Raw genomic sequence first — 18,905 nt, 5'->3', positions numbered from 1 at the left:
CGGGGGCGAGGGGTGCGGGAGGCGTCTGCTGCGTCATGGGCTCAGTGAATCCGTGCGGCGCGCGGCTCGGCCATCGCTGAAAAGCTCATCCCCATATGCGGGCGTCCACGCCTAGGCTGTGGTCCATGGACGCATTGGCCGACCTGCTCGACGGTCCGCGGGCACGTGGCGCGTTCCTGCTGCGGTCGGTCCTCGCTCCGCCCTGGTCGGTCAGGATCGCCGACCTGGCGCCGCTGACACTGGTGTACATGGTCAGGGGCGACGCCTGGATCCGGACCGACGACGGCCGGGCGCGACCGGTGCGCCCCGGCGACATCGCGGTGATCCGGGGGCCGGAGCCGTACGTCGTGGCCGGCGACCGGGAGACCGAGCCGCGGATCGTCATCAGGCCGGGTCAGGTCTCCACGGACGTCGGCGGCACCGAATTGTGCGACGAGATGGACCTCGGTGTGCGGACCTGGGGGACGACCCCGACGCGGTGGTCGCACCCGGCGCCGGGACCGACCGCGGATCGCCCGCGTCCGCCGTGATGATCAGCGGGACCTACCAGATGCGTGGCGAGATCAGCAGCCGGCTGCTGTCGGCGCTGCCGCCCGTCCTGGTGCTGGCGGGCGACGCCTGGTCCAGCCCGCTGCCCGCGCTGTTGAGCGACGAGATCGTCCGGGACGAGCCTGGCCAGGAGGTGGTGCTCGACCGGCTGCTCGACCTGCTGCTGATCGCCGTGCTGCGGACCTGGTTCGCCCGGCCGGAGGCCGCCGCCCCCGGCTGGTATGCCGCGCAGGCCGACCCGGTCGTGGGTCCGGCCCTGCGGCTGCTGCACGACGACCCCGCGCACCCCTGGACCGTCGCGGACCCGGCCGCCAGGACCGGCGTGTCGCGGGCCGCGCTCGGCCGGCGGTTCACCGACCTGGTCGGCGAACCGCCGATGGCCTACCTGACCGGCTGGCGCCTGTCCCTGGCCGCCGACTTGCTGCGGGAGCCCGACGCCACCGTCGCCTCCGTCGCCCGCAAGGTCGGCTATGGCAGCCCCTTCGCGCTCAGCGCGGCCTTCAAGCGTGTCCGAGGGGTGAGCCCGCAGCAGCACCGGGAGCGCGCCGCGGCGGCTTGCTGACGGCAGTGCGTCTCTCGCATAGGGAGAACGTTCGGCCGGTAAATGTTTAGGCTGGCTGCATGAAGGATTGGGACCTCCGCAAACTGCAGATCCTGCGCGCACTGCACGACACGGGCACCGTCACGGCCGCGGCGGGTGCGCTGCGAATGACCCCGTCGGCCGTGTCGCAGCAGCTGGCCGCGCTGTCCAAGCAGGTCGGCACACCCGTCATCGAGGCGCGCGGCCGGGGCGTGCGGCTCACCGGAGCCGCCCACGTCCTGCTGCGGCACGCCGAGATCGTCTTCGCGCAGCTCGAACGCGCCGGGGCCGAGATTGACGGCTGGGTGCAGGGCGAGGCGGGCGTGGTGCGGATCGGGACCATCGCCACCGCGATCACCCGGCTGGTGGTGCCCGCCGTGGCGCTGCTGCGCCGCAGCTCGCCCGGCATCACCGTGTCGGTGCGGGAGGCGGAGGCCGCCGAGGTCTACGAGCAACTGGCCGCCGGCGACGTCGATCTGGCGCTGTCGCTCGCGGTCGACGCGCCCACCGCGGGGGACCCGCGCTTCGTGGTCTTCCCGCTGCTCACCGACCCGCTCGACATCGCGCTGCCGCCCGGCCACCCGCTGGCCGCCGCGCCCGCGCTGCGGCTGGCGCAGCTCGCGGAGGAGCCGTGGATCTTCGGCAGTCGCGGGCCGTGGCGCGACCTGACCCTCGCGGCCTGTGCCGACGCCGGATTCGTGCCCGAGCAGGCACATGCGGCGGCTGACTGGCCTGCCATCTTCTCGCTGGTCGCGGCGGGTATGGGAATCGCACTGGTGCCGCGGATGGCGACCGCGGGCGGCCTGCGGCAGGAGGTGGTGGTCCGGGCGCTGGAGGCGGACCGGCCGCGGCGCCGGATCGTCGGGGCGGTACGCGGCGGAGCCCAGGACGCGCCGCTGCTGCGTCGGACGCTGGACGCGCTACGGCAGGCCGCCGACCTCGACCCATTGTATAGCTCAACTGAAAGTTCTGTTCAGTAAGTTTCGATGGACGTGAACGATCGTGGGAGCGGAGAGTTGAGGCAGAACGGATCGGAGCACGCGAGAGAGAGGCGGACAGGCGATGACGAGCACAGGGGCGAGCACAGCGGTGGTTGCGGGTGCGAGCGCGGGGGGCGCCGGTGTGGGGGCGGCGTTCACGGCGCTGACGAGTTTCACGGGGGATGCGCCTCCCTACGCGGGGGGCAATCCGTTCGCCGACTACCGAAGTACGGACCTGGGCGCGGCAGGGCTCGCCGGACTTTCGGACCTGGCCGACCGCCGGCTCGGTGCGGGGGTGATCGCGGCCAATGACGAGTTCTTCGCCGAGCGGGAGAATCTTCTCGTGCGGGGCCTCGCGGTCTTCGATCCCGAGCGCTTCGGGCACAAGGGCAAGATCATGGACGGCTGGGAGACCAGGCGGCGGCGCGGCGCGTCCGCGGAGGTCCCGCACCCCGCCCCGACCGACCACGACTGGGCGCTGATCCGGCTGGGGACGCCCGGGGTGATCCGTGCGATCGTGGTCGACACCGCCCACTTCCGGGGGAATTACCCGCATGCGGTGTCGGTGGAGGCGGTGGCCGCGTCACCGTCGGCCTCCCCGGAGGAACTGCTGGATCCGGCGCTGCCCTGGACCGAGGTGATAGCGCGCAGCCCGGTCGGCGGCCATGCGCAGAATGCCTTCGCGGTGCATGTGGAGCGCCGCTTCACGCATGTGAGGCTTCGGCAGCATCCCGACGGGGGCATAGCGCGGCTGCGGGTGCTGGGCGAGGTGGTCCCGGACCCCGCGTGGCTGGCAGGGCTCGGGACGTTCGACCTGGTCGCGCTGGAGAACGGCGGGGCGGTGGAGGACGCCTCCGACCGCTTCTACTCACCGCCCGAGCACACCATCCTGCCGGGCCGCTCGCAGAAGATGGACGAGGGCTGGGAGACCAGGCGGCGCCGCGACAGCGGGCACGACTGGATCAGCTACCGGCTGGTGGAGCAGGGCGAGATCCGCGCCGTCGAGATCGACACCGGATATCTCAAGGGCAATGCGGCGGGCTGGGCGGAGCTGTGGACCCGGGACGGCGCGGCAGTCGCGGAGGGCGGCGCGACCGACGGCGCGGAGCCGGCAGGAAGCGGGCAGCGCGCGGGAGATGGCACGGGCTGGGTCCGGCTGCTGGACCGGGTGCGGCTGCAGCCCGACACGGTCCATCGGTTCCTGGTCGATGCCCGGCCGGCCACCCACGTCAGGATCGACATCTTCCCCGACGGGGGAATAGCGCGGCTGCGGCTCCACGGTTCGCTGACCGAGCGGGGTGCGGACAGGCTCGCCCGCCGCGCCGCGGACATAGCCTGACCGGACGTCATGTCCCGCTCGGCCCGGAGAGGGTCACCCGATGCGGAAAAGGGTGAGCAGGTCGTCCTTGCCGAACAGCCGGGCCGCGTCGACGGCGGACGGAGCGCCGGCAGTCGGGTCGGCGCCGGCCTCGACCAGGGCGCTGATCACGTCCCGGTGGCCCTTGAAGACCGCACCGGCCAGCGGGGTCTGACCGTGGTCGTTGGCCCGGTCGGTCTCCGCGCCGCGCTGGAGCAGTGACCTGACGGTGTCGGTGTGTCCGTGGTAGGCGGCAAGCATCAGCAGCGTGTCGCCGCTGTCGTTGGCCAGATTCGCCGGGACGCCGGCGTCGATGTAGGCGGCGAGTTTCGCGGTGTCGCCCTCGCGGGCGAGATCGAAGACCTGCCCCGCCAGTTGCAGCACCTCGGGGTCATGGGCGGGCTCTTGCTCGTCGTCGGGCTCGGGACGCTGCCCAGGGGTCGGCTCGGTCATAGGCCCACCCTATGCAGGGCACCGGCCGTCGAAGAAGGAGATCACCACTCGCTGCGGCGCGGCGTCACCCACCCGGATGTCCAGCGGCACGCACGCCCTGCCGTCACCCGCCACGAAGAAGGCGCCGAGATAGGAGGTCGCCGCATCGGCACACGCGTAGAAGGTCACCGCGGGCGCGGGAGCCATGCTCTGGCTGCCGCCGAATTCCAGACCTGCCCGGGCGCGCTGCTCGGCTCCGATCGTGACGGTCACCGCCCCGCCGTCACGGACGGATGCGGCGATCAGATAGTGCCAGCCATCGGCATTGTGCACGCCATGGGCGTCCTGGTCGCCACCGGACAGGCCGCGCAGGCCCTCCAGCGTCAGCGGGCCGACCGTGACGTCGTTGTGCCCCGCGCCGGCCGACGGCGAGGCGGGCGGCGACCAGGGGCGGCCGGCGGTGGCGGTCGGGTCGTTCGGCTGGGCCGGCTCGGTGATCCGGCTCGGCGGCGGAGTCGCACCGTCCGTGCAGTCGACGGGACGGGGGTGTTCGATGCTGCCGACCGGTGGGCCGGGGGCTTCGGTGGGATCGGCGTATGCCGGCGGGTCCTTGTGGCCGCCCCAGGCACAGCCCGCAACCAACAGCAGAGCCCCACCCGTCACACCGGCCGCTTGCCACGCTCGACCTGACATGGGCATCACCCCTTTATCAGGACGGTACGTCCTCAGTCGACCGGCGGCCAGACCACCAACTGCCGTACGAGGGCTGCGTCCCCGGTCACCCGCAGGGTCCCGCCGTCCCAGGGCGCCCGGCGGTAGAGGGCGAGCAGCAGATCGCTCGCCGGGGCCGACACGGTCGCGTCGGCCTCGGGCCGGCCCTCGCCCGCGGCGCTGCGGACGGCGGAGGCGCCGGTCGCGTCCAGGATCAGCGTCCAGGACCGGCCCTCGTCCGCGACCAGCGCGACCCGGGCGGGGGAGTGCGGCCAACCGTCCATCGAGCCGAAACCGATGTGGAGGAATTCATCGACAGCATCCATCGCCAGTCCGGACGGCAGCGGTTCGGGGACGCCTGTGGCGTCCTGGACGTCCCTGACATGGACCGCGACCTCCTGCACGTGGTGCCGGGCGACCGCGCCCGCCGTGGAGGCGTTGCCCGAGTCCGCCCACCAGGTCCAGCACGGCGAGTCCGCACCCGCGGCGCGCAACGAGGCGAGCAGCGCCGCTGTGGACTGCGCCGACCACTCCAGCACCTCACCGGTCGGCGTCCGGTCCGGCACCTGGCCGTCCGACGGCGGTCGGGTCGCGGGGCCGGCCGCGACGGCGGCGGCCCAGAAGCGCTGGATCCCGCCGACGTAGGCCAGCAGGTCCGGCACCGTCCAGTCCGGACAGGCCGGGATCCTGGCGTCGGAGGGCGCCTTACGCGCGGCGGAGCGCAGTGCGGCGGACCGCTCGGCTATCAAGTCCAGCCACTCATCGAACCGCGGCGCCGGCGAAGTCGTCATGGGCTCCGTTGTAGCAGCGAACACCGACAACCAACCCGGTCGCGGGCGAGTCCGACAAGCCGGCTGCCATGGTGACCGATTACGGCAGTTTTGCCCAACCCTGACTGAGGCGGGGCCTGTTCAGAGCGCGTCGGAGGCTGTTCCATGGTGATCGTCAGAACCGTCAGTCCCGCACCCCCGACGACGGCCCGCCGCACACCGCGGCGGCCGGCCCGTACCCGACGAACCGGATGAGGTGGCCTTGGCTACGACCGTGCGCAGTACGAAGGTGAGCATTCCGGCCGCCCCGCTCGGACCGGAGAATCCGCTGCCCGCGCTGCGCCCGCAGGGCGAACTGCACCGGCTCGACCCGGCCGACCTGGAGGGGCTGCCGGCCGACATGGTGCGGCAGATCGGGTACGCACCGTTGCGGACGGTCCTCCCGGCGCGGCTGCTCGACGGCTACGGGCGGGACCGCGAGCCCGCCGCGCTCGACGCGCTGGTGATCGAGAACAGCCGGCTGCGCGCCACCGTGCTGCCGGGCCTCGGCGGCCGGCTGTACTCGTTGTTCCACAAGCCGACCGGGCGCGAACTGCTCTACCGCAACCCGGTCTTCCAGCCCGCGGACTTCGCGCTGGCCGGCGCCTGGTTCTCCGGCGGGGTCGAGTGGAATCTCGGCGCCACCGGGCATGCCGCGCACACCTGCGCCCCGCTGCACGCCGGCCGGGTGCCGGCGCCCGACGGCGGCGAGATGCTGCGGTTGTGGGAATGGGAGCGGCTGCGCGACCTGGCCTTCCAGATCGACCTGTGGCTCCCGGAGGACTCCGACTTCCTCTACGTCGGCATCCGGGTCCGCAATCCGCACGACCGCACCGTCCCCGCCTACTGGTGGTCCAACACCGCGGTTCCCGAGACCGACGCGACCCGCGTGCTGGCGCCCGCGCAGGCCGCCTGGCACTTCGGACACCAGCGTGCGCTGCGCCAGGTCGGGCTGCCGGTCCCGGTGGCCGGCGGGCCCGACGTCAGCTATCCGGCCGGGTCGCAGCACCCCGCCGACTACTTCCTCGACATCCGTGGCGACGACCGCCGCTGGATCGCCGCACTGGACGGCGCCGGGCACGGCCTGGTCCAGACGTCCACCGACCTGCTGCGCGGGCGGAAGGTCTTCTGGTGGGGCCGGGGCAGCGGCGGCCGGCGCTGGCAGGAGTGGCTCACCGAGCCGGGCACCGGCGGCTATCTGGAGATCCAGGCGGGCCTGGCGCGCACCCAGTTCGAGCACATCCCGATGCCCGCGGACACCGACCTGTCCTGGCTGGAGGCCTACGGCCCGCTCAGCGCGGATCCGGAGCTGGTGCACGCCGAGGACTGGGCCGCGGCCCGCGCGGAGGCCGCCGGCCGGCTGGAGGCGGCGCTGCCGCGCGCGGCCGTCGACACCGCCTATGCCGACTGGCTCGCACAGGCCGACGCCGAGCCCAAGGACATCCTGGCCACCGGCTCCGGCTGGGGCGCCCTGGAGGCCGAGCGCGGCCACATCCGGCTCCCGGGCACCCCCTTCGAGGCGACCACCCTCGGCGACCAGCAGAAGCCCTGGCTGGAGCTGCTGCTGGCCGGCGTCTTCCCCCGGCCCGCCGCGGGCTCCCCGCCGGGCCCGTGCCTGGTCTCACCGCAGTGGCGCGAGCTACTGGAGTCCGCCGACACCTACCCGGGCAACGAGTGGTTCCTCGACTACTACCTCGGCATCGCCCAGTGGGCCGCCGACGACCGTGCGCAGGCAGTGCGCAGCTGGGAGCGTTCGCTCGCCGCCCACCCCTCGCCCTGGTGCCACCGGGCGCTGGCCGTCGCCGACAGCGTCGCGGGCAGGGTCGAGCAGGCCGCCGAGCACTACGTCGCGGCGTGGGAGAGCCTGCGGGCCGCCACCGCGGAGTACGGGCAGCAGGCGCGGACCGTCCAGCGCGCCTTGCTGGTCGAGGCGGTGCCCGTGCTGCTGGAGGCGGGCCGGGCCGAGGAGGCCGCGCGCCTGCTGGCCGTGCCGCTCGACGACGGACGCGTCCGGCTGCTGCGCGCCCGTACGGCGCTGGCGCAGGGGGACGCGGCCGCCGCCCGCGCCCTACTGGACGCCGGGATCGTCGTCGCCGACCTGCGGGAGGGAGCGGAGGAGCTGAGCGAGACCTGGCACGCCGTGGCCGAGCGGCTGGTGGCCGGCGACGGCGAGATCACCGACGCGGTGCGGGCCGCGGCCAGGGCCGAGCACCCGCTGCCCGCCCGCTACGACTTCCTGATGCGGCCCGACACCATAGGCCCGGCCGGCTGAACGAGCCGGCCGCGGGGCGGATCAAACCGGTGGCCCGGCCTGTGCGCTTGCCGCCACAGTGGTGCCGCGCCCCTGGTCACGGGGGTGGTCACGGGACCGACGGGGGAGTCGGGGGAAGGGGACAGCCATGTCCACGCTGCGGGTGACAGCCGAGCAGCTGACCGTTGTGGAGCACCCGAACGCCGATGCGCTGGAGCTGGCACAGGTCGGCCTGTATCGCGCGGTGGTCGCCAAGGGGGCCTACCGCACGGGGGAGTTCGCGGTGTACATCCCCGAGCAGGCGGTGCTGCCCGACCCGCTGATCGCCGAGTTGGGCCTGACCGGTCGGCTCGCGGGCGGCGCGGCCAACCGCGTGCGGGCGGTACGGCTGCGCGGGGAGCTGTCCCAGGGCATCGTGTGCCGCCCGGCCGCGCTCGACGGCACCGACCTGGCGAGCGCGTCGGCCGCCGACGAGGACTTCGCCGAACGCCTCGGCATCACCAAATGGGTGCCGCCGGTGCCCATCTCGATGAGCGGCGACGTCGAGTCCGCGCCCGACCTGCTGCCGTGGATCGACATCGAGAACCTCAAACGCCACCCGGACATCTTCGCGGCCGGCGACCTGGTCACCGTCACCGAGAAGCTGCACGGCACCGCCTGCTGCCTGACCTACCACGCCGGCACCGGCGCGATCCACGTCACGTCCAAGGGCCTGGGCTCGCAGCGGCTGGCCCTCATCGAGTCGCCCGGGAATCTCTACTGGCGTGCCGTGCGCGGCTACGGCCTGCCGCGGCTCGCCGCGGACCTGGCCGGCACGCTCGGCGCGACCAGGGTCGGCATCTACGGCGAGGTCTACGGCGGCGGTGTGCAGGACCTCGGCTACGGTGTCGACGCCCGCCGCGACCTACCCGGCTACGCCGCCTTCGACGTGTGCGCGGAGATCGGCGGCCGGCTCAGCTGGCTCGACCCGGCCGACCTGCCGGTCGGCGATCTGCCGCTGGTGCCGCGCCTCCACCACGGCCCCTTCGACCTGGACCGGATACTCGATCTGGCACAGGGCCGCGAGACCGTCTCCGGCCGGGGCGCGCACATCCGCGAGGGGGTCGTCGTCCGCACCGCCGACGGCACCTACAGCCCGGTCATCGGCGGCCGGGCCATCGCCAAGGTCGTCGGCGACGCGTATCTGACCCGTAAGGGCGGCACGGAATACGAGTGACGGGCCCGACGGCATGGACCGGCGAGGGCTGGGCAGGCGCGGGGTTCAGCGAACCGAGACCGTATTCGCGCGACGAGCCCCCGCGGCGAGAGGACACAGAAGCGATGACCGACGACATCAGTCCCAACGGCGCGCTGCCCCCCGCGCAGCGCGCGCTGCACGAGATCGCGAACGGCAGTGAGAACGTCATCGCGCTCAGCACCCTCGCGGTCAGCGAGGTGCTGCTGCCGGTGCCGGCCGTCGACGACCTCCCCGAAACGGTGGACGGCACCGAGCCGACCCCGGAGATCCAGCTGCCGGTCTTCGAGCAGGAGGACGGCAGGCAGCTGGTGCCGGTCTTCACCTCCGAGACGCGGATGGCGGAGGCGCTGCCGACGACCCGCCGCTACCGGCTGGTGCAGCTGGCCGCGCTCAGCGGCGCCTGGCCGTCCGACGAGCTGATCCTCTCGATCGACACCGGCAACGAGGACTCGCTGAGCATCTCCGGCGAAGGCGTACGCGCTCTGGCCGGGCTGGTCGGCGGCACCAACTGATCCGTTGCCGGCCTGGGGTCGGCGGCACCAACCGGTCCCAGGCCGGCTCGCGTGCCCTCAGCGCGGCCCGCGGTAGACCACGAGTCCGCCGGCCGCCTTGTCGAGCAGCAGCTCCCGTGGCGCGGGCGCCACCTCGCCGTCGCAGGCCAGGTGGACGCCCGTGCCCGGCACGCGCACCCGCAGCCGCGGCACCTCCGCCGTCTCGTAGACCGGAGACCTGGTCAGCACCCCGGTCAGTGCCGCGCCCAGCAGCCGGGTCCTGGCGAACGGGCCGCCGTCCACGATCCGCACGTCGAGCCGGCCGTCGGCGAGGTCGCGGCGCCGCACCGGCGCCAGGCCCACGCTCGAATAGCGGCAGTTCCCCGCGAAGAGCAGCCACACCGAGCGCGGCCTGCCGTTGATCTCGATGTCCACCGGTTCGCAGGTGCGCAGCACGTGCACCGCCGCCAGCATGCTCGCCGGCCACGACCCGACCCGCCGCGACCAGCGCTCCCGCACCCGCACCAGGTCCGGGTAGGAACCGATGCTGAACGTGTTGAGGAACGGCTCCGCAGCTCCGTCCGGCGTGTCGAGCACGGTGGTGCGGGCGACGTCCACCCCGGCGGCCCGCCGGTCGAGCACCGCCCGCGCGGTGTCCTCGACGGTGCGCAGGCCCAGGTCGAGCGCGAAGTGGTTGCGCGTCCCGCCGGGGAAGACCGCGAGCGGCAGCCCGTGCCGCATCGCGACCGCCGCCGCGAGCCGCACGGTCCCGTCGCCGCCGCACACTCCCAGCGCGCCGCCCACCTCGACCGCGGTACGCGCCGCCTTCTCCATCAGCTCCGCGAGGTCGTCGTCCTCCGTGCACTCGGTGACCTCGGCCTGCGGCAGCGCCGCGGCGATCCGCACCTCCGGCGGGGTCAGCAGCGGCGGCGGCCCCGAGGCGGCGTTCACCACCACCTGGAGCCCGCGCCCCTCCGGCAGCGACGGTGCCGGCGCCACCGGACCCGACCGCGGAACACCCGGTGCGGGAGGCAGCAGCGCCCGGATCGTCAGCGCCGCGCCCACCCCCAGCGCGCAGCCCACCAGCACATCGCTCGGGTAGTGCACCCCTGTGTAGACCCGGGAAAAGGCCACGCTGGCAGCCAGCGGCGCCACCGCCGCACCCCAGCCCGCCGACTCCAGGGCCGCGCCGACCGCGAAGGCCGCGGCGGAGGCGGAGTGGCCGGAGGGGAAGGACGAGGTGACCGGCTGCCGCTGCAGCCGCCGTATGACCGGCACGGCGTCCAGCAGCGGCCTGGCCCGGCGGACCGCGCCCTTGCCCACGGTGTTGACCGTCAGCGACGCGAGCGCCAGCGAGCCCATGCCGCGCAGGGCGGCCCGCCGCCCGTCCCTGCCGCCCGCCACCGCCATGCCGGCGGCGACCGCGCACCACAGCCGCCCGTGGTTCGCCGCCCGGCTCAGCCGCGGCAGCACCGGCTCCGCGCCGGGCCAGTTCCGACCCGCCACCTCGGCGAAAAGCGCCGCGTCCCAGCTCTTCCAGGGGTATGCCATGCCTGCCGGTTACCCTGTGCCGGGCCGTGCAAGCTCGCTGTACGCTCGCCGGGTGAACGCCACCCGTCCCGAGCCCCCCGACCTGGTCGTCTTCGACTGCGACGGCGTCCTGGTCGACAGCGAGAAGATCGCCGTCGCGATCGACGTGCGGATGCTCGCCGAACTGGGCTGGCCGCTGTCGCAGGACGAGGTCGTGGAGCGCTTCGTCGGCCGTTCCTTCGCCGACATGGGCGCGGAGATCGCCGCCCACCTCGGGCGGCCGCTTCCCGACGACTGGGACGCCCGCTACCGGCAGCTCTACCGCGACGCCTTCGAGGCGGCCCTCACCCCGGTCGACGGCGTCGTCGAGGCACTCGACGCGCTCACCGTGCCGGTCTGCGTCGCGTCCAGCACCAGCCACCGCGGGTTGCGGCACACCCTCGGCCTGACCGGGCTGTACGACCGCTTCGCCGGCCGGATCTTCAGCGCCGAGGACGTCACCCGCGGCAAGCCCGCGCCCGACCTGTTCCTGCACGCGGCCCGCACCCTGGGCGTGGACCCGGCGCGCTGCGCGGTGGTCGAGGACAGCCCGTACGGTGTCGCCGCGGCCCGCGCGGCGGGCATGCGCGCCTACGGCTACTGCGGCGGCCTCACCCCGGCGCACCGCCTGGAAGGCCCCGGCACCACGGTCTTCGACGACATGCGCAAACTCCCCGCCCTGCTCCAGGGCTGACCGCCGCGCGGGCTGCTGGTGCGGGAAGGCCCGCGGCGGGGGAAGGTGGGCGTAAGAGGGCGCCCATCAGCGGAGGTGCGCAATGCCGATCAACCTGCCGCACGACGTGAGGCCGGAGCCCGGCCTTCCGGTGCCCGCGTACTGGCACGCCCACCTGTCCGCGGTCGCGCCCGGCACCGAACCCGCGGGCGGCGGGCCGCGGTTGCTGGAGGCCGCCTGCGGCTACTTCACCCGGCGCGGCATGTGGAGCGGGCCGGGCCAGGTGCTCGCCGCCCCCGGCGCGGAACCGCTGCTGCTCGCGCTGCTCGCCGCGTCCGGCGGCGACCCGGTGCTCGCCCGGCCGGCCCCCGCCTGGCAGGCGCCGGTCGCGGCCCTGGTCGACCGGCCCGTGCACGCGGTGCGCAGCGCGCCCGAGGGCGGCGGCGTGCCCGACCCGTTCGCGCTGCTGGAGACGGTCCGCAGGGCCAGGGCGGCAGGCGCCGATCCGCGGCTGCTCGTGCTGTCGGCCGCCGACGACCCGACCGGCACGGTGACCGCGCCCGAACTGCTGCACGAGACCTGCGAGGCCGCCGCCGAGGCCGGGCTGCAGATCGTCTCCGACGAGACCTACTCCGACACCCTGCACCACCGCGCCACCGTGCTGCTCAGCCCCGCCGAGATGCTGCCCGACCACACGGTCGTCCTCACCGACCTCGGCGCGACCCTGGTGCCCGCGGCCGTGCCCGTCGCGATCGCCCGCTTCCCCGCGACCGCCCACGGCACCGCGTGGCGGCAGCGCACCGCGGCGGCACTGGCCGCGCTGCGCGCCGTCCTGCCCACGCCGGTCGCCGCCGCCACCGCATACGTCCTCACCGAGCCCGCCGAGGTCGTGGAGCGCGCCGCCGCCGCGAACCGCCTGCACGCCAGGACGGCCGCCGCCGCCTACCGGGCCGTCACCGGCACCGGGGCGGTGTGCCGCCCGCCGCAGGCCGGCTTCCAGCTCTACCCGACGCTGCGTACCCCGGACCTCGACGCGGCCGCCCTGGAGGAGCGCCTCAGCGCCGCGCTCGGCAGGACCGTGCCCGGCGGGCACCGCTTCGGCGACGACCCGGCCGAGCCCCGGGTGCGGATCGCCACCGGAGCCCTGCACGGCGGCACCGAGGCCGAACGCCGTATCACCCTGGCCGCCGCCGACCCGCTCGCCGTCCCCCATGTGGCCGCCGCACTGGACGCCCTCACGGCCGCCTTCGCCGCGCTGACCGGCCCTGATGTGGTCAGCGGTTCGGCCGACCTGGGATCGCGGGGCGCGGCGGGCTGACTTACGTTCGAGGCGTCGCCCCCTGACCCGCGATCTCCCGGCCGGTCGCAGCACAGGCCGTACGGACCGCACGGACGGAGCCCCGATGACCGATCAGAGCGAACGGACCCTGGCCGCGCCCCGCCCGCCCGGTGAGCACCGCGTCTGGCCCCGGTCCTTCGCCGACCGGCTCACCGAACCGCTGCCGGGGCTGCGCACCCTCGTGCGGGCCGTCCGCGAGTGCGTCGTCCGCCCGCCCGCGTACACTCTGCGACAGGTGCCGCTGCTGCCCGTCGAGCCGGGCCCGCTGCCCGAGTCCGGGCCGGGCGCGATCGGCGTCACCTGGGCGGGGCACGCCAGCTGGGTGCTCAGCGTCGGCGGGCTGACGGTGCTGACCGACCCGGTCTGGTCGCGCCGCATCCCGGGCACCCCCGCCAGGATCACGCCGGTCGGCGTGCCGTGGGAGGCGCTGCCCCCGGTCGACGCGGTCGTCATCAGCCACAACCACTACGACCACCTCGACGCCCCGACCCTGCGGCGGCTGCCGCGCGACACCGCGCTGCTGGTCCCGGCCGGCCTCGCCACCTGGTGCCGCCGCCGCGGCTTCACCCGGGTGACGGAGCTGGACTGGTGGGAGGCCGCCGAGATCGGCGGCGTCCGCTTCGACTTCGTCCCCGCGCACCACTGGAGCCGGCGCTCGCTCACCGACAGCTGCCGGTCGCTGTGGGGCGGCTGGGTCGTCACCGACCCCGCCGGGCCCAGCGTCTACTTCGCCGGCGACACCGGCTACGGCGAATGCTTCGCCGAGATCGGCCGCGCGCACCCCGGGATCGACCTGGCGCTGCTGCCGATCGGGGCGTACGCGCCGCGGCGGCTGCTGCGGGCCGTCCACACCGACCCGGAGGAGGCGGTCCAGGCCTTCCTCGACGTCGGCGCCGCCGTGATGGCCCCGATGCACTGGGCCACCTTCCTGCTTTCCAGCGAGCCGCCCCTCGAACCTCTCACCCGCCTGTACGCCGCCTGGGCCGCGGCCGGCCTCCCGCGCGAATGCCTCTGGGACCTCCCGGTCGGCGCCTCCCGCCGCCTTGCCCGCCAGACGCCGGGGTAGTTCCCGCCCCTCAGGGCGGCGACGGCCTTCCCGCCGCCACGCCTGCTCGCGCCCCCGCGTGCGGCCGCCGCGTCGCCGGGAGCGCGGTGCCCCGCCTTTCAGGGTCGCGCGCACTTGCGCGACAAGCCCCCAGGCGCCGGCAATCCGGGTCCGCAGCCCGCTGGGGAGTGGCGGGGTCAGGGCTGCCGGCGCAGGTGCCGCACGACGGACGGCCCCGCGGCGATCGCGAAGGTGAGGGCGACGGCGAGGGCGACGCCCTGCCAGGGCTCGGGGAAGAGGGAGCCGCCCAGGATGCCGATCAGCTGGTAGGTGGCCGCCCAGGCCAGGCACGCCGGGACATCGCCGCGCACGAAGCGGCGCAGCGGCATCTCGGAGAGCAGACAGGCGACCATGACCGGGAGGCGGCCCGCGGGTATGAGGCGGGACAGGACCAGCACCGCGGCCCCGTGCTCGTCGAGCCGGCGCTGGGCCGTGGCCAGGGTGTGTTCGTCCACGCGGTCCTGGAGGCGGTGGAGTTGGCGCGAGCCGCCGCGCGACCGTGCGCCGCGCTGCCCGAGCACGTACAGGCCGATGTCGCCGAGCGTCGCCGCGAAGGACGCCACGCAGAAGACGCCGAGCAGGGCGAGCGGGTCGCTCTGGTGGAAGGCGACGACGGCCGCGCTGGAGACGATCGCGCCGGTCGGCACCACCGGTATCAGCGAGCCCAGCACCACCAGCAGGAACAGGGTCGGATAGCCGACCGCCTGTTGCGTGCCCTGCGAGGACGGCGGGTTCGCCGCGGCCGAGGCCAGGAAGGCGATCACCCGGCGGTCCCCCGCTCGGCGGCGCCGGTGTCCGCGACCGTGACGCTCTGGCCGTGGTCCAGCCGGTGCACGGCGACCCGCGGGGCCGCGTGCGCGGCGAGGCGGACGAACTCCTCGCCGGGGGTGTGGAATTCGTGCGGCCGCACCGCGTCCATCCCGATCGGCCAGAAGGTGCCGTAGTGCACCGGCACGGCCGCCCGCGGCGCCAGCCGCGCCAGCACCTGTGCCGCCCGGGCCGCGTCCAGGTGGCCGTGGCCGAGGAAGGGCCCCCACCCGCCGACCGGCAACAGCGCGATGTCGCACTCGCCGACCGCCTCCGCCATCCCGTCGAACACCCCGGTGTCGCCGGCGAAGTACGTCCGCGCGGCGCCCTCCACCACGTAGCCGAGCGCCGGCGCGCGCTGCGGCCCGTACGGGAGCCGCCGTCCGTCGTGTGCGGCCGGCACGACGCGGACGGTCAGCGGGCCGAAGTCGAGTGACTCGCCCGCCTCCACCTCGGTCAGCCGCAGCCGGTCGCGTACGCGGCGCAGCCCGGGCACGGCCGCCTGGGCGCCGCGCGGCAGCAGGACGGGGGTGCCGGGGGCGAGCCGGGCGAGCGACCCGACGTGCAGATGGTCGGCGTGCAGGTGCGAGACCAGCACCAGGTCGGCCGCCGCCGCGGCGGGCGGCGGCACCGGCCCGCGCCGGCGGCGCAGGTGCGCGAGCCTGCGGGCGAACAGCGGGTCGGTCAGCACCCGCGTCCCGGAGTCCCGCACGGTCACCGTGGCATGCCCCCACCACGTGATCTCCACTGTCACCGCAGCTGTCCCTTCCCCGCCGTGCGCCTCCCCGCCGATGCCGAGCGTATGCCCTTCGTTGCAGGTCCGGCCGGGTGGGTATGGCAGGGTAAGGGGATGCCTCAGCCCGGAGAGAGTCGGAGACGGCCCGCTGGGCGCAGTGCGCTGCGGGCCGCCGGCCGGGTGCTCGCGGTGTGGATGGTGGCCAGCGCCACGCTGGCGCTGCTGGCCTGGCTGCTGCCCGACTTCCGCATCGAGGCGCAGAACGGCGACAGCCCCACCCAGATCGCGGTGACCGCGGCGATCGGCGCGGGCGCCTTCGGCGTGCTGAGCGCGCTCGTGTGGCCGCTGCTGGTCAGGGCGTTGCTGCTGGTGCCCGCTCTGGTGCTGGGCGCGCTGGTCTTCTTCCTCAACGGCTCGCTGCTGCTGGTCGCGCTGCGCTTCACCCCGGACGGCAGGGGAGAGGTCACGCCGGTGACGGCCGTGGTGATCGCCGCGGTGATGTCGGCGGCGTCGTCGGCGACCAGCACCGCGCTCGCCGTACGCGACGACGCCGCCTACGGGCGCCGGCTGGCCCGGCTCGCCGGGCGGCGCCGGCGCCGCATCGGCGACCCGCCGCTGCCGACGACCCCGGGCACCGTCTTCCTGCAGCTCGACGGCGTCGGACACGACGTGCTGTGCTCCGCGCTGGCCGGCGGCGCTCCCGCGATGCCGACGCTGGCCGGCTGGCTGGGCAGCACCCACCGGCTCACCGGGTGGCAGACGGACTGGAGCAGCCAGACCGGCGCGAGCCAGCTGGCGATCCTGCACGGCAGCAACCACGACGTGCCCGCCTTCCGCTGGTTCGAAAAGGAGACCGGGCAGGTCATGGTCTGCAACCGGCCGTCCAGCGCCGCCGAACTGGAGCGCAGGGCGGTCGAACGCACCGGCTGCGGCGGCCTGCTCGCCGCGGACGGCGCCAGCCGCGGCAACCTCTTCACCGGCGGTGCCGACCAGTCGGCGCTGGTGATGTCGGTGGCGGCGCAGCGCGGGAAGTTCAGCCGCTCCAGGTCCGGCTACTTCGCCTACTTCTCCGACCCGGCCAACGCGGTGCGCACCGCCTGGTCGTTCGTCGCCGAGGTCGGCAGGGAGGTCGCGGAGTCCACTGCGTCACGGCTGCGCAGGGACCGTCCGCGCATCAAGCGCGGCGGCCTCTACCCGGTGCTGCGGGCCTTCGCCACCGTCGTGGAGCGGGACGTGGCGGTGGCCGCGGTCGTCGGCGACATGCTCGCCGGGCGCACCGCGGTCTACGCCGACCTGGTCGCCTACGACGAGGTCGCCCACCACTCGGGCCCGGGCAGCCGCGACGCCCGCAAGGTCCTCACCCGGCTCGACCGCTCGGTCCGGCTGATCGCCGACGCGGCGCGCTACGCCCCGCGGCCCTACCGCATCGTGCTGCTGTCCGACCACGGCCAGAGCGCCGGCGAGACCTTCGAGGACGCGTTTGGCACGGGCCTGCGCGAGCTGGTCCGCACCGGGTGCGGGCTGCCGCCGGCCGGGCGGGAGTCCGGGCGGCGGGCCAGGCGGCGTGCCGGCGCGGAGGCGCGGGCCGCGGCCCGCAGCGCCCTGCGCCGCCCGGAGAAGGGCCGGCGGGCCGCCGAGGAGGCCGCGTGCGAGGGGCCGCCGTCCGACCCGGTCGTGCTGGCCTCGGGCAACCTCGGCCTGGTCGCCTTCCCCGACATCGCCGGGCGGGCGACGCTGGAGGAGATCGGGCGGCGCTGCCCCGCCCTGCTGCCGACGCTCACCGCGCACCCGGGCATCGGCTTCGTGCTGGTGCGCAGCGAGCGGCGCGGCCCGCTGGTCCTCGGCCCGGACGGCGGCGAGAACGAGCTGGCCACCGGCCGGGTGAGCGGCCCCGACCCGCTGGCGGGCTTCGGTCCGGGCGCGGCGGCCGCGGTGCTGCGCACGGACGCCTTTCCGCACACCGCCGACCTGATGGTGAACTCGGCCGTCGACCCGCGCACCGGGGCCGTGCACGCCTTCGAGGACCAGGCGGGGTCGCACGGCGGCCTCGGCGGACCCCAGTCCCGCCCCTTCCTGCTGGCCCCCGCCGACCTGCCGCTGCCCGCGGAACCGGTGGTCGGAGCGGAGGCGCTGCACGCGCTGTTCCACGGCTGGCTGGATTCCGCCGCCCTGCCCCCGGCACCGGCGGCCGCGGCCGTGCCGGTCCCGCGCCCGCGGCGCGGGCTGTCGCGTACGCGGCCCTGAGGCGTCAGCGGAAGCTGCCGGCGTGGGCCCGCGCCCAGTCCTCGAAGGTCCGCGGCGGTCGCCCGGTGATCTCCGCGACGGCCGGCAGCTGCCGCGGCTGCCCGTTCCTGACGGCGCTCGTGGAGATCCGCGGTCCGGCCCATCCCGCGCACCGCGCCGCCGCCGGTACAAAGGGCGGGGTCAGGTCCCGCCGCGCGAAGCCGGCCGCCGCGGCAGGGGGCGCCGACCCGGACGGAAACGAGGCCAATCGTCAACTACGGGTTGACGATGAGACTCCGTCAACCTACGGTTGACGCATGTCTCAGCACCCGGTTCGCCTCAGCGACCTCATCGACTACGTCAAGCAGCAGCACCCAGACAGCGACCCCCTCGCCGACCTCGAACACGCGGTGACCGTCGCCGCCCACCTGGACGACGTCGCCGACCACCTCATCGGCCACTTCGTGGACCAGGCCCGGCGGGCGGGCGCGTCCTGGACCGACATCGGGCAGCACATGGGGGTGAGCAAGCAGGCGGCGCAGAAGCGTTTCGTGCCCAAGATCCCGGAAGACCTCGGGCTCAACGTCGAGGCGACCTTCGGCCGCTTCACCGAACGCGCCCGCAAGGCCGTCGGCGTCGCGCAGGAGGAGGCCCGCGTGGCGCGGCACAGCGCCATCGAGCCGGAGCACCTGGTCCTCGGCCTGCTCGACGAGCAGGACACCTTCGCGACCCGCGCCCTCACCGACCTCGGCGCCACCCGCGAGGCGGTACGCGCCGCCGTCGTCACCCAAGGGACGGAGAAGAAGCCGCTCACCGGCCACATGCCGATCAGCCCGGCCGCCAGGAAGACCCTGCAACTGGTCCTGCGCGAGGCGCTGCGCCTGGGCCACAACTACGTCGGCACCGAGCACATCCTGCTCGGTGTGCTCAGTGACGACCAGGACCCCTCGGCGCGGGCCCTCACCGACCTCGGCGTCACCCACCAGCGGGTGGAGGAGTGGCTCGTCGCCGCGCTGGCCCAACTCAAGCCCTGAAGCGGACTCGTCGCCTCGCGCG

At 74.9% G+C, this 18,905-nt stretch carries 16 protein-coding genes and 1 pseudogene; 11 read left to right on the top strand and 6 right to left on the bottom strand.

Annotated elements, in window-relative coordinates; genetic code table 11:
* Positions 1 to 125 precede the first annotated feature (125 nt).
* The 3 genes and pseudogenes from BUE44_RS18985 (at position 126) to alc (ending at position 3,448) form a co-directional block, all read left to right on the top strand.
* Positions 126 to 1,111 (top strand): annotated as a pseudogene (locus BUE44_RS18985) (AraC family transcriptional regulator).
* A gap of 59 nt (positions 1,112 to 1,170) precedes the next feature.
* Positions 1,171 to 2,109, top strand: coding sequence for a LysR family transcriptional regulator (locus BUE44_RS18980; RefSeq protein ID WP_073500008.1), 939 nt, complete (start codon positions 1,171 to 1,173; stop codon positions 2,107 to 2,109).
* Positions 2,110 to 2,191: 82 nt separating this feature from the next.
* A complete protein-coding gene (alc, locus tag BUE44_RS18975; protein WP_079189867.1) occupies positions 2,192 to 3,448 on the top strand; it encodes an allantoicase in 1,257 nt (418 codons plus the stop codon).
* Positions 3,449 to 3,481: 33 nt separating this feature from the next.
* Here alc and BUE44_RS18970 read toward each other — a convergent pair whose 3' ends face one another.
* From BUE44_RS18970 to BUE44_RS18960, 3 genes are read right to left on the bottom strand one after another with little or no spacing between them, the layout of a single operon-like run.
* Positions 3,482 to 3,919: an ankyrin repeat domain-containing protein gene (locus tag BUE44_RS18970; RefSeq protein WP_073500004.1), complete on the bottom strand. Its 438-nt coding sequence runs from the start codon at positions 3,917 to 3,919 to the stop codon at positions 3,482 to 3,484.
* 9 nt (positions 3,920 to 3,928) lie between these two features.
* Positions 3,929 to 4,591, bottom strand: coding sequence for a hypothetical protein (locus BUE44_RS18965; protein WP_143172529.1), 663 nt, complete (start codon positions 4,589 to 4,591; stop codon positions 3,929 to 3,931).
* Positions 4,592 to 4,623: 32 nt separating this feature from the next.
* The gene (locus BUE44_RS18960; RefSeq protein WP_073500001.1) at positions 4,624 to 5,400 is read right to left on the bottom strand and encodes a maleylpyruvate isomerase family mycothiol-dependent enzyme; all 777 of its coding nucleotides are present in this window, start codon (positions 5,398 to 5,400) and stop codon (positions 4,624 to 4,626) included.
* Between the two features lie 241 nt (positions 5,401 to 5,641).
* On the opposite strand from BUE44_RS18960, the gene BUE44_RS18955 reads away from it, so the two are divergent.
* From BUE44_RS18955 to BUE44_RS18945, 3 genes are all read left to right on the top strand, one after another.
* Positions 5,642 to 7,690, top strand: a complete 2,049-nt coding sequence (locus BUE44_RS18955; protein ID WP_073500292.1) for a DUF5107 domain-containing protein — start codon at positions 5,642 to 5,644, stop codon at positions 7,688 to 7,690.
* Positions 7,691 to 7,817: 127 nt separating this feature from the next.
* Complete coding sequence (locus BUE44_RS18950) at positions 7,818 to 8,885, top strand: RNA ligase (ATP) (protein ID WP_073499999.1); 1,068 nt, start codon at positions 7,818 to 7,820, stop codon at positions 8,883 to 8,885.
* A gap of 104 nt (positions 8,886 to 8,989) precedes the next feature.
* Positions 8,990 to 9,418 (top strand): SseB family protein, encoded by a 429-nt coding sequence (locus BUE44_RS18945; protein WP_073499997.1) that lies wholly within the window; start codon positions 8,990 to 8,992, stop codon positions 9,416 to 9,418.
* A 57-nt stretch (positions 9,419 to 9,475) separates the two neighbouring features.
* Here BUE44_RS18945 and BUE44_RS18940 read toward each other — a convergent pair whose 3' ends face one another.
* Positions 9,476 to 10,948: a bifunctional phosphatase PAP2/diacylglycerol kinase family protein gene (locus BUE44_RS18940; RefSeq protein ID WP_073499995.1), complete on the bottom strand. Its 1,473-nt coding sequence runs from the start codon at positions 10,946 to 10,948 to the stop codon at positions 9,476 to 9,478.
* Between the two features lie 52 nt (positions 10,949 to 11,000).
* On the opposite strand from BUE44_RS18940, the gene BUE44_RS18935 reads away from it, so the two are divergent.
* The 3 genes from BUE44_RS18935 (at position 11,001) to BUE44_RS18925 (ending at position 14,044) form a co-directional block, all read left to right on the top strand.
* Positions 11,001 to 11,660 carry an HAD family hydrolase gene (locus tag BUE44_RS18935; protein WP_073499993.1) on the top strand — a complete coding sequence of 220 codons (660 nt, stop codon included), beginning with the start codon at positions 11,001 to 11,003 and terminating at the stop codon, positions 11,658 to 11,660.
* Positions 11,661 to 11,742: 82 nt separating this feature from the next.
* Positions 11,743 to 12,957 (top strand): aminotransferase class I/II-fold pyridoxal phosphate-dependent enzyme, encoded by a 1,215-nt coding sequence (locus BUE44_RS18930; protein ID WP_073499991.1) that lies wholly within the window; start codon positions 11,743 to 11,745, stop codon positions 12,955 to 12,957.
* Positions 12,958 to 13,042: 85 nt separating this feature from the next.
* Positions 13,043 to 14,044, top strand: coding sequence for an MBL fold metallo-hydrolase (locus tag BUE44_RS18925; protein WP_073499989.1), 1,002 nt, complete (start codon positions 13,043 to 13,045; stop codon positions 14,042 to 14,044).
* Between the two features lie 176 nt (positions 14,045 to 14,220).
* On the opposite strand, the gene BUE44_RS18920 is transcribed toward BUE44_RS18925, so the two are convergent.
* Complete coding sequence (locus BUE44_RS18920) at positions 14,221 to 14,847, bottom strand: DedA family protein (protein ID WP_073499987.1); 627 nt, start codon at positions 14,845 to 14,847, stop codon at positions 14,221 to 14,223.
* Positions 14,844 to 15,644, bottom strand: coding sequence for an MBL fold metallo-hydrolase (locus tag BUE44_RS18915; RefSeq protein ID WP_073499985.1), 801 nt, complete (start codon positions 15,642 to 15,644; stop codon positions 14,844 to 14,846). The genes BUE44_RS18920 and BUE44_RS18915 overlap by 4 nt, the downstream gene beginning before the upstream one ends.
* Before the next feature lie 96 nt (positions 15,645 to 15,740).
* On the opposite strand from BUE44_RS18915, the gene BUE44_RS18910 reads away from it, so the two are divergent.
* Together BUE44_RS18910 and BUE44_RS18900 are read left to right on the top strand one after the other, a co-directional pair.
* Complete coding sequence (locus BUE44_RS18910; RefSeq protein WP_079189865.1) at positions 15,741 to 17,870, top strand: phage holin family protein; 2,130 nt, start codon at positions 15,741 to 15,743, stop codon at positions 17,868 to 17,870.
* Between the two features lie 296 nt (positions 17,871 to 18,166).
* Entirely contained in the window at positions 18,167 to 18,883 is a 717-nt protein-coding gene (locus BUE44_RS18900; RefSeq protein ID WP_073499981.1) for a Clp protease N-terminal domain-containing protein, read from the top strand.
* The last annotated feature ends 22 nt before the right edge of the window (positions 18,884 to 18,905 follow it).

It is taken from the genome of Actinacidiphila paucisporea (genome assembly GCF_900142575.1).
Classification (GTDB): domain Bacteria; phylum Actinomycetota; class Actinomycetes; order Streptomycetales; family Streptomycetaceae; genus Actinacidiphila; species Actinacidiphila paucisporea.
Note: the sequence above shows the minus strand (reverse complement) of the source record. Positions and strands in the feature narration are given on the sequence as shown.

What these genes read in the sequence shown, in the direction of transcription:
- BUE44_RS18980 (WP_073500008.1), top strand. Translation starts at nt 1,171, where the DNA reads ATGAAGGATTGGGACCTCCGCAAACTGCAGATCCTGCGCGCACTGCAC.
- alc (WP_079189867.1), top strand. Translation starts at nt 2,192, where the DNA reads ATGACGAGCACAGGGGCGAGCACAGCGGTGGTTGCGGGTGCGAGCGCG.
- BUE44_RS18970 (WP_073500004.1), bottom strand. Translation starts at nt 3,919, where the DNA reads ATGACCGAGCCGACCCCTGGGCAGCGTCCCGAGCCCGACGACGAGCAA.
- BUE44_RS18965 (WP_143172529.1), bottom strand. Translation starts at nt 4,591, where the DNA reads ATGTCAGGTCGAGCGTGGCAAGCGGCCGGTGTGACGGGTGGGGCTCTG.
- BUE44_RS18960 (WP_073500001.1), bottom strand. Translation starts at nt 5,400, where the DNA reads ATGACGACTTCGCCGGCGCCGCGGTTCGATGAGTGGCTGGACTTGATA.
- BUE44_RS18950 (WP_073499999.1), top strand. Translation starts at nt 7,818, where the DNA reads ATGTCCACGCTGCGGGTGACAGCCGAGCAGCTGACCGTTGTGGAGCAC.
- BUE44_RS18945 (WP_073499997.1), top strand. Translation starts at nt 8,990, where the DNA reads ATGACCGACGACATCAGTCCCAACGGCGCGCTGCCCCCCGCGCAGCGC.
- BUE44_RS18940 (WP_073499995.1), bottom strand. Translation starts at nt 10,948, where the DNA reads ATGGCATACCCCTGGAAGAGCTGGGACGCGGCGCTTTTCGCCGAGGTG.
- BUE44_RS18930 (WP_073499991.1), top strand. Translation starts at nt 11,743, where the DNA reads ATGCCGATCAACCTGCCGCACGACGTGAGGCCGGAGCCCGGCCTTCCG.
- BUE44_RS18925 (WP_073499989.1), top strand. Translation starts at nt 13,043, where the DNA reads ATGACCGATCAGAGCGAACGGACCCTGGCCGCGCCCCGCCCGCCCGGT.
- BUE44_RS18910 (WP_079189865.1), top strand. Translation starts at nt 15,741, where the DNA reads ATGCCTCAGCCCGGAGAGAGTCGGAGACGGCCCGCTGGGCGCAGTGCG.
- BUE44_RS18900 (WP_073499981.1), top strand. Translation starts at nt 18,167, where the DNA reads ATGTCTCAGCACCCGGTTCGCCTCAGCGACCTCATCGACTACGTCAAG.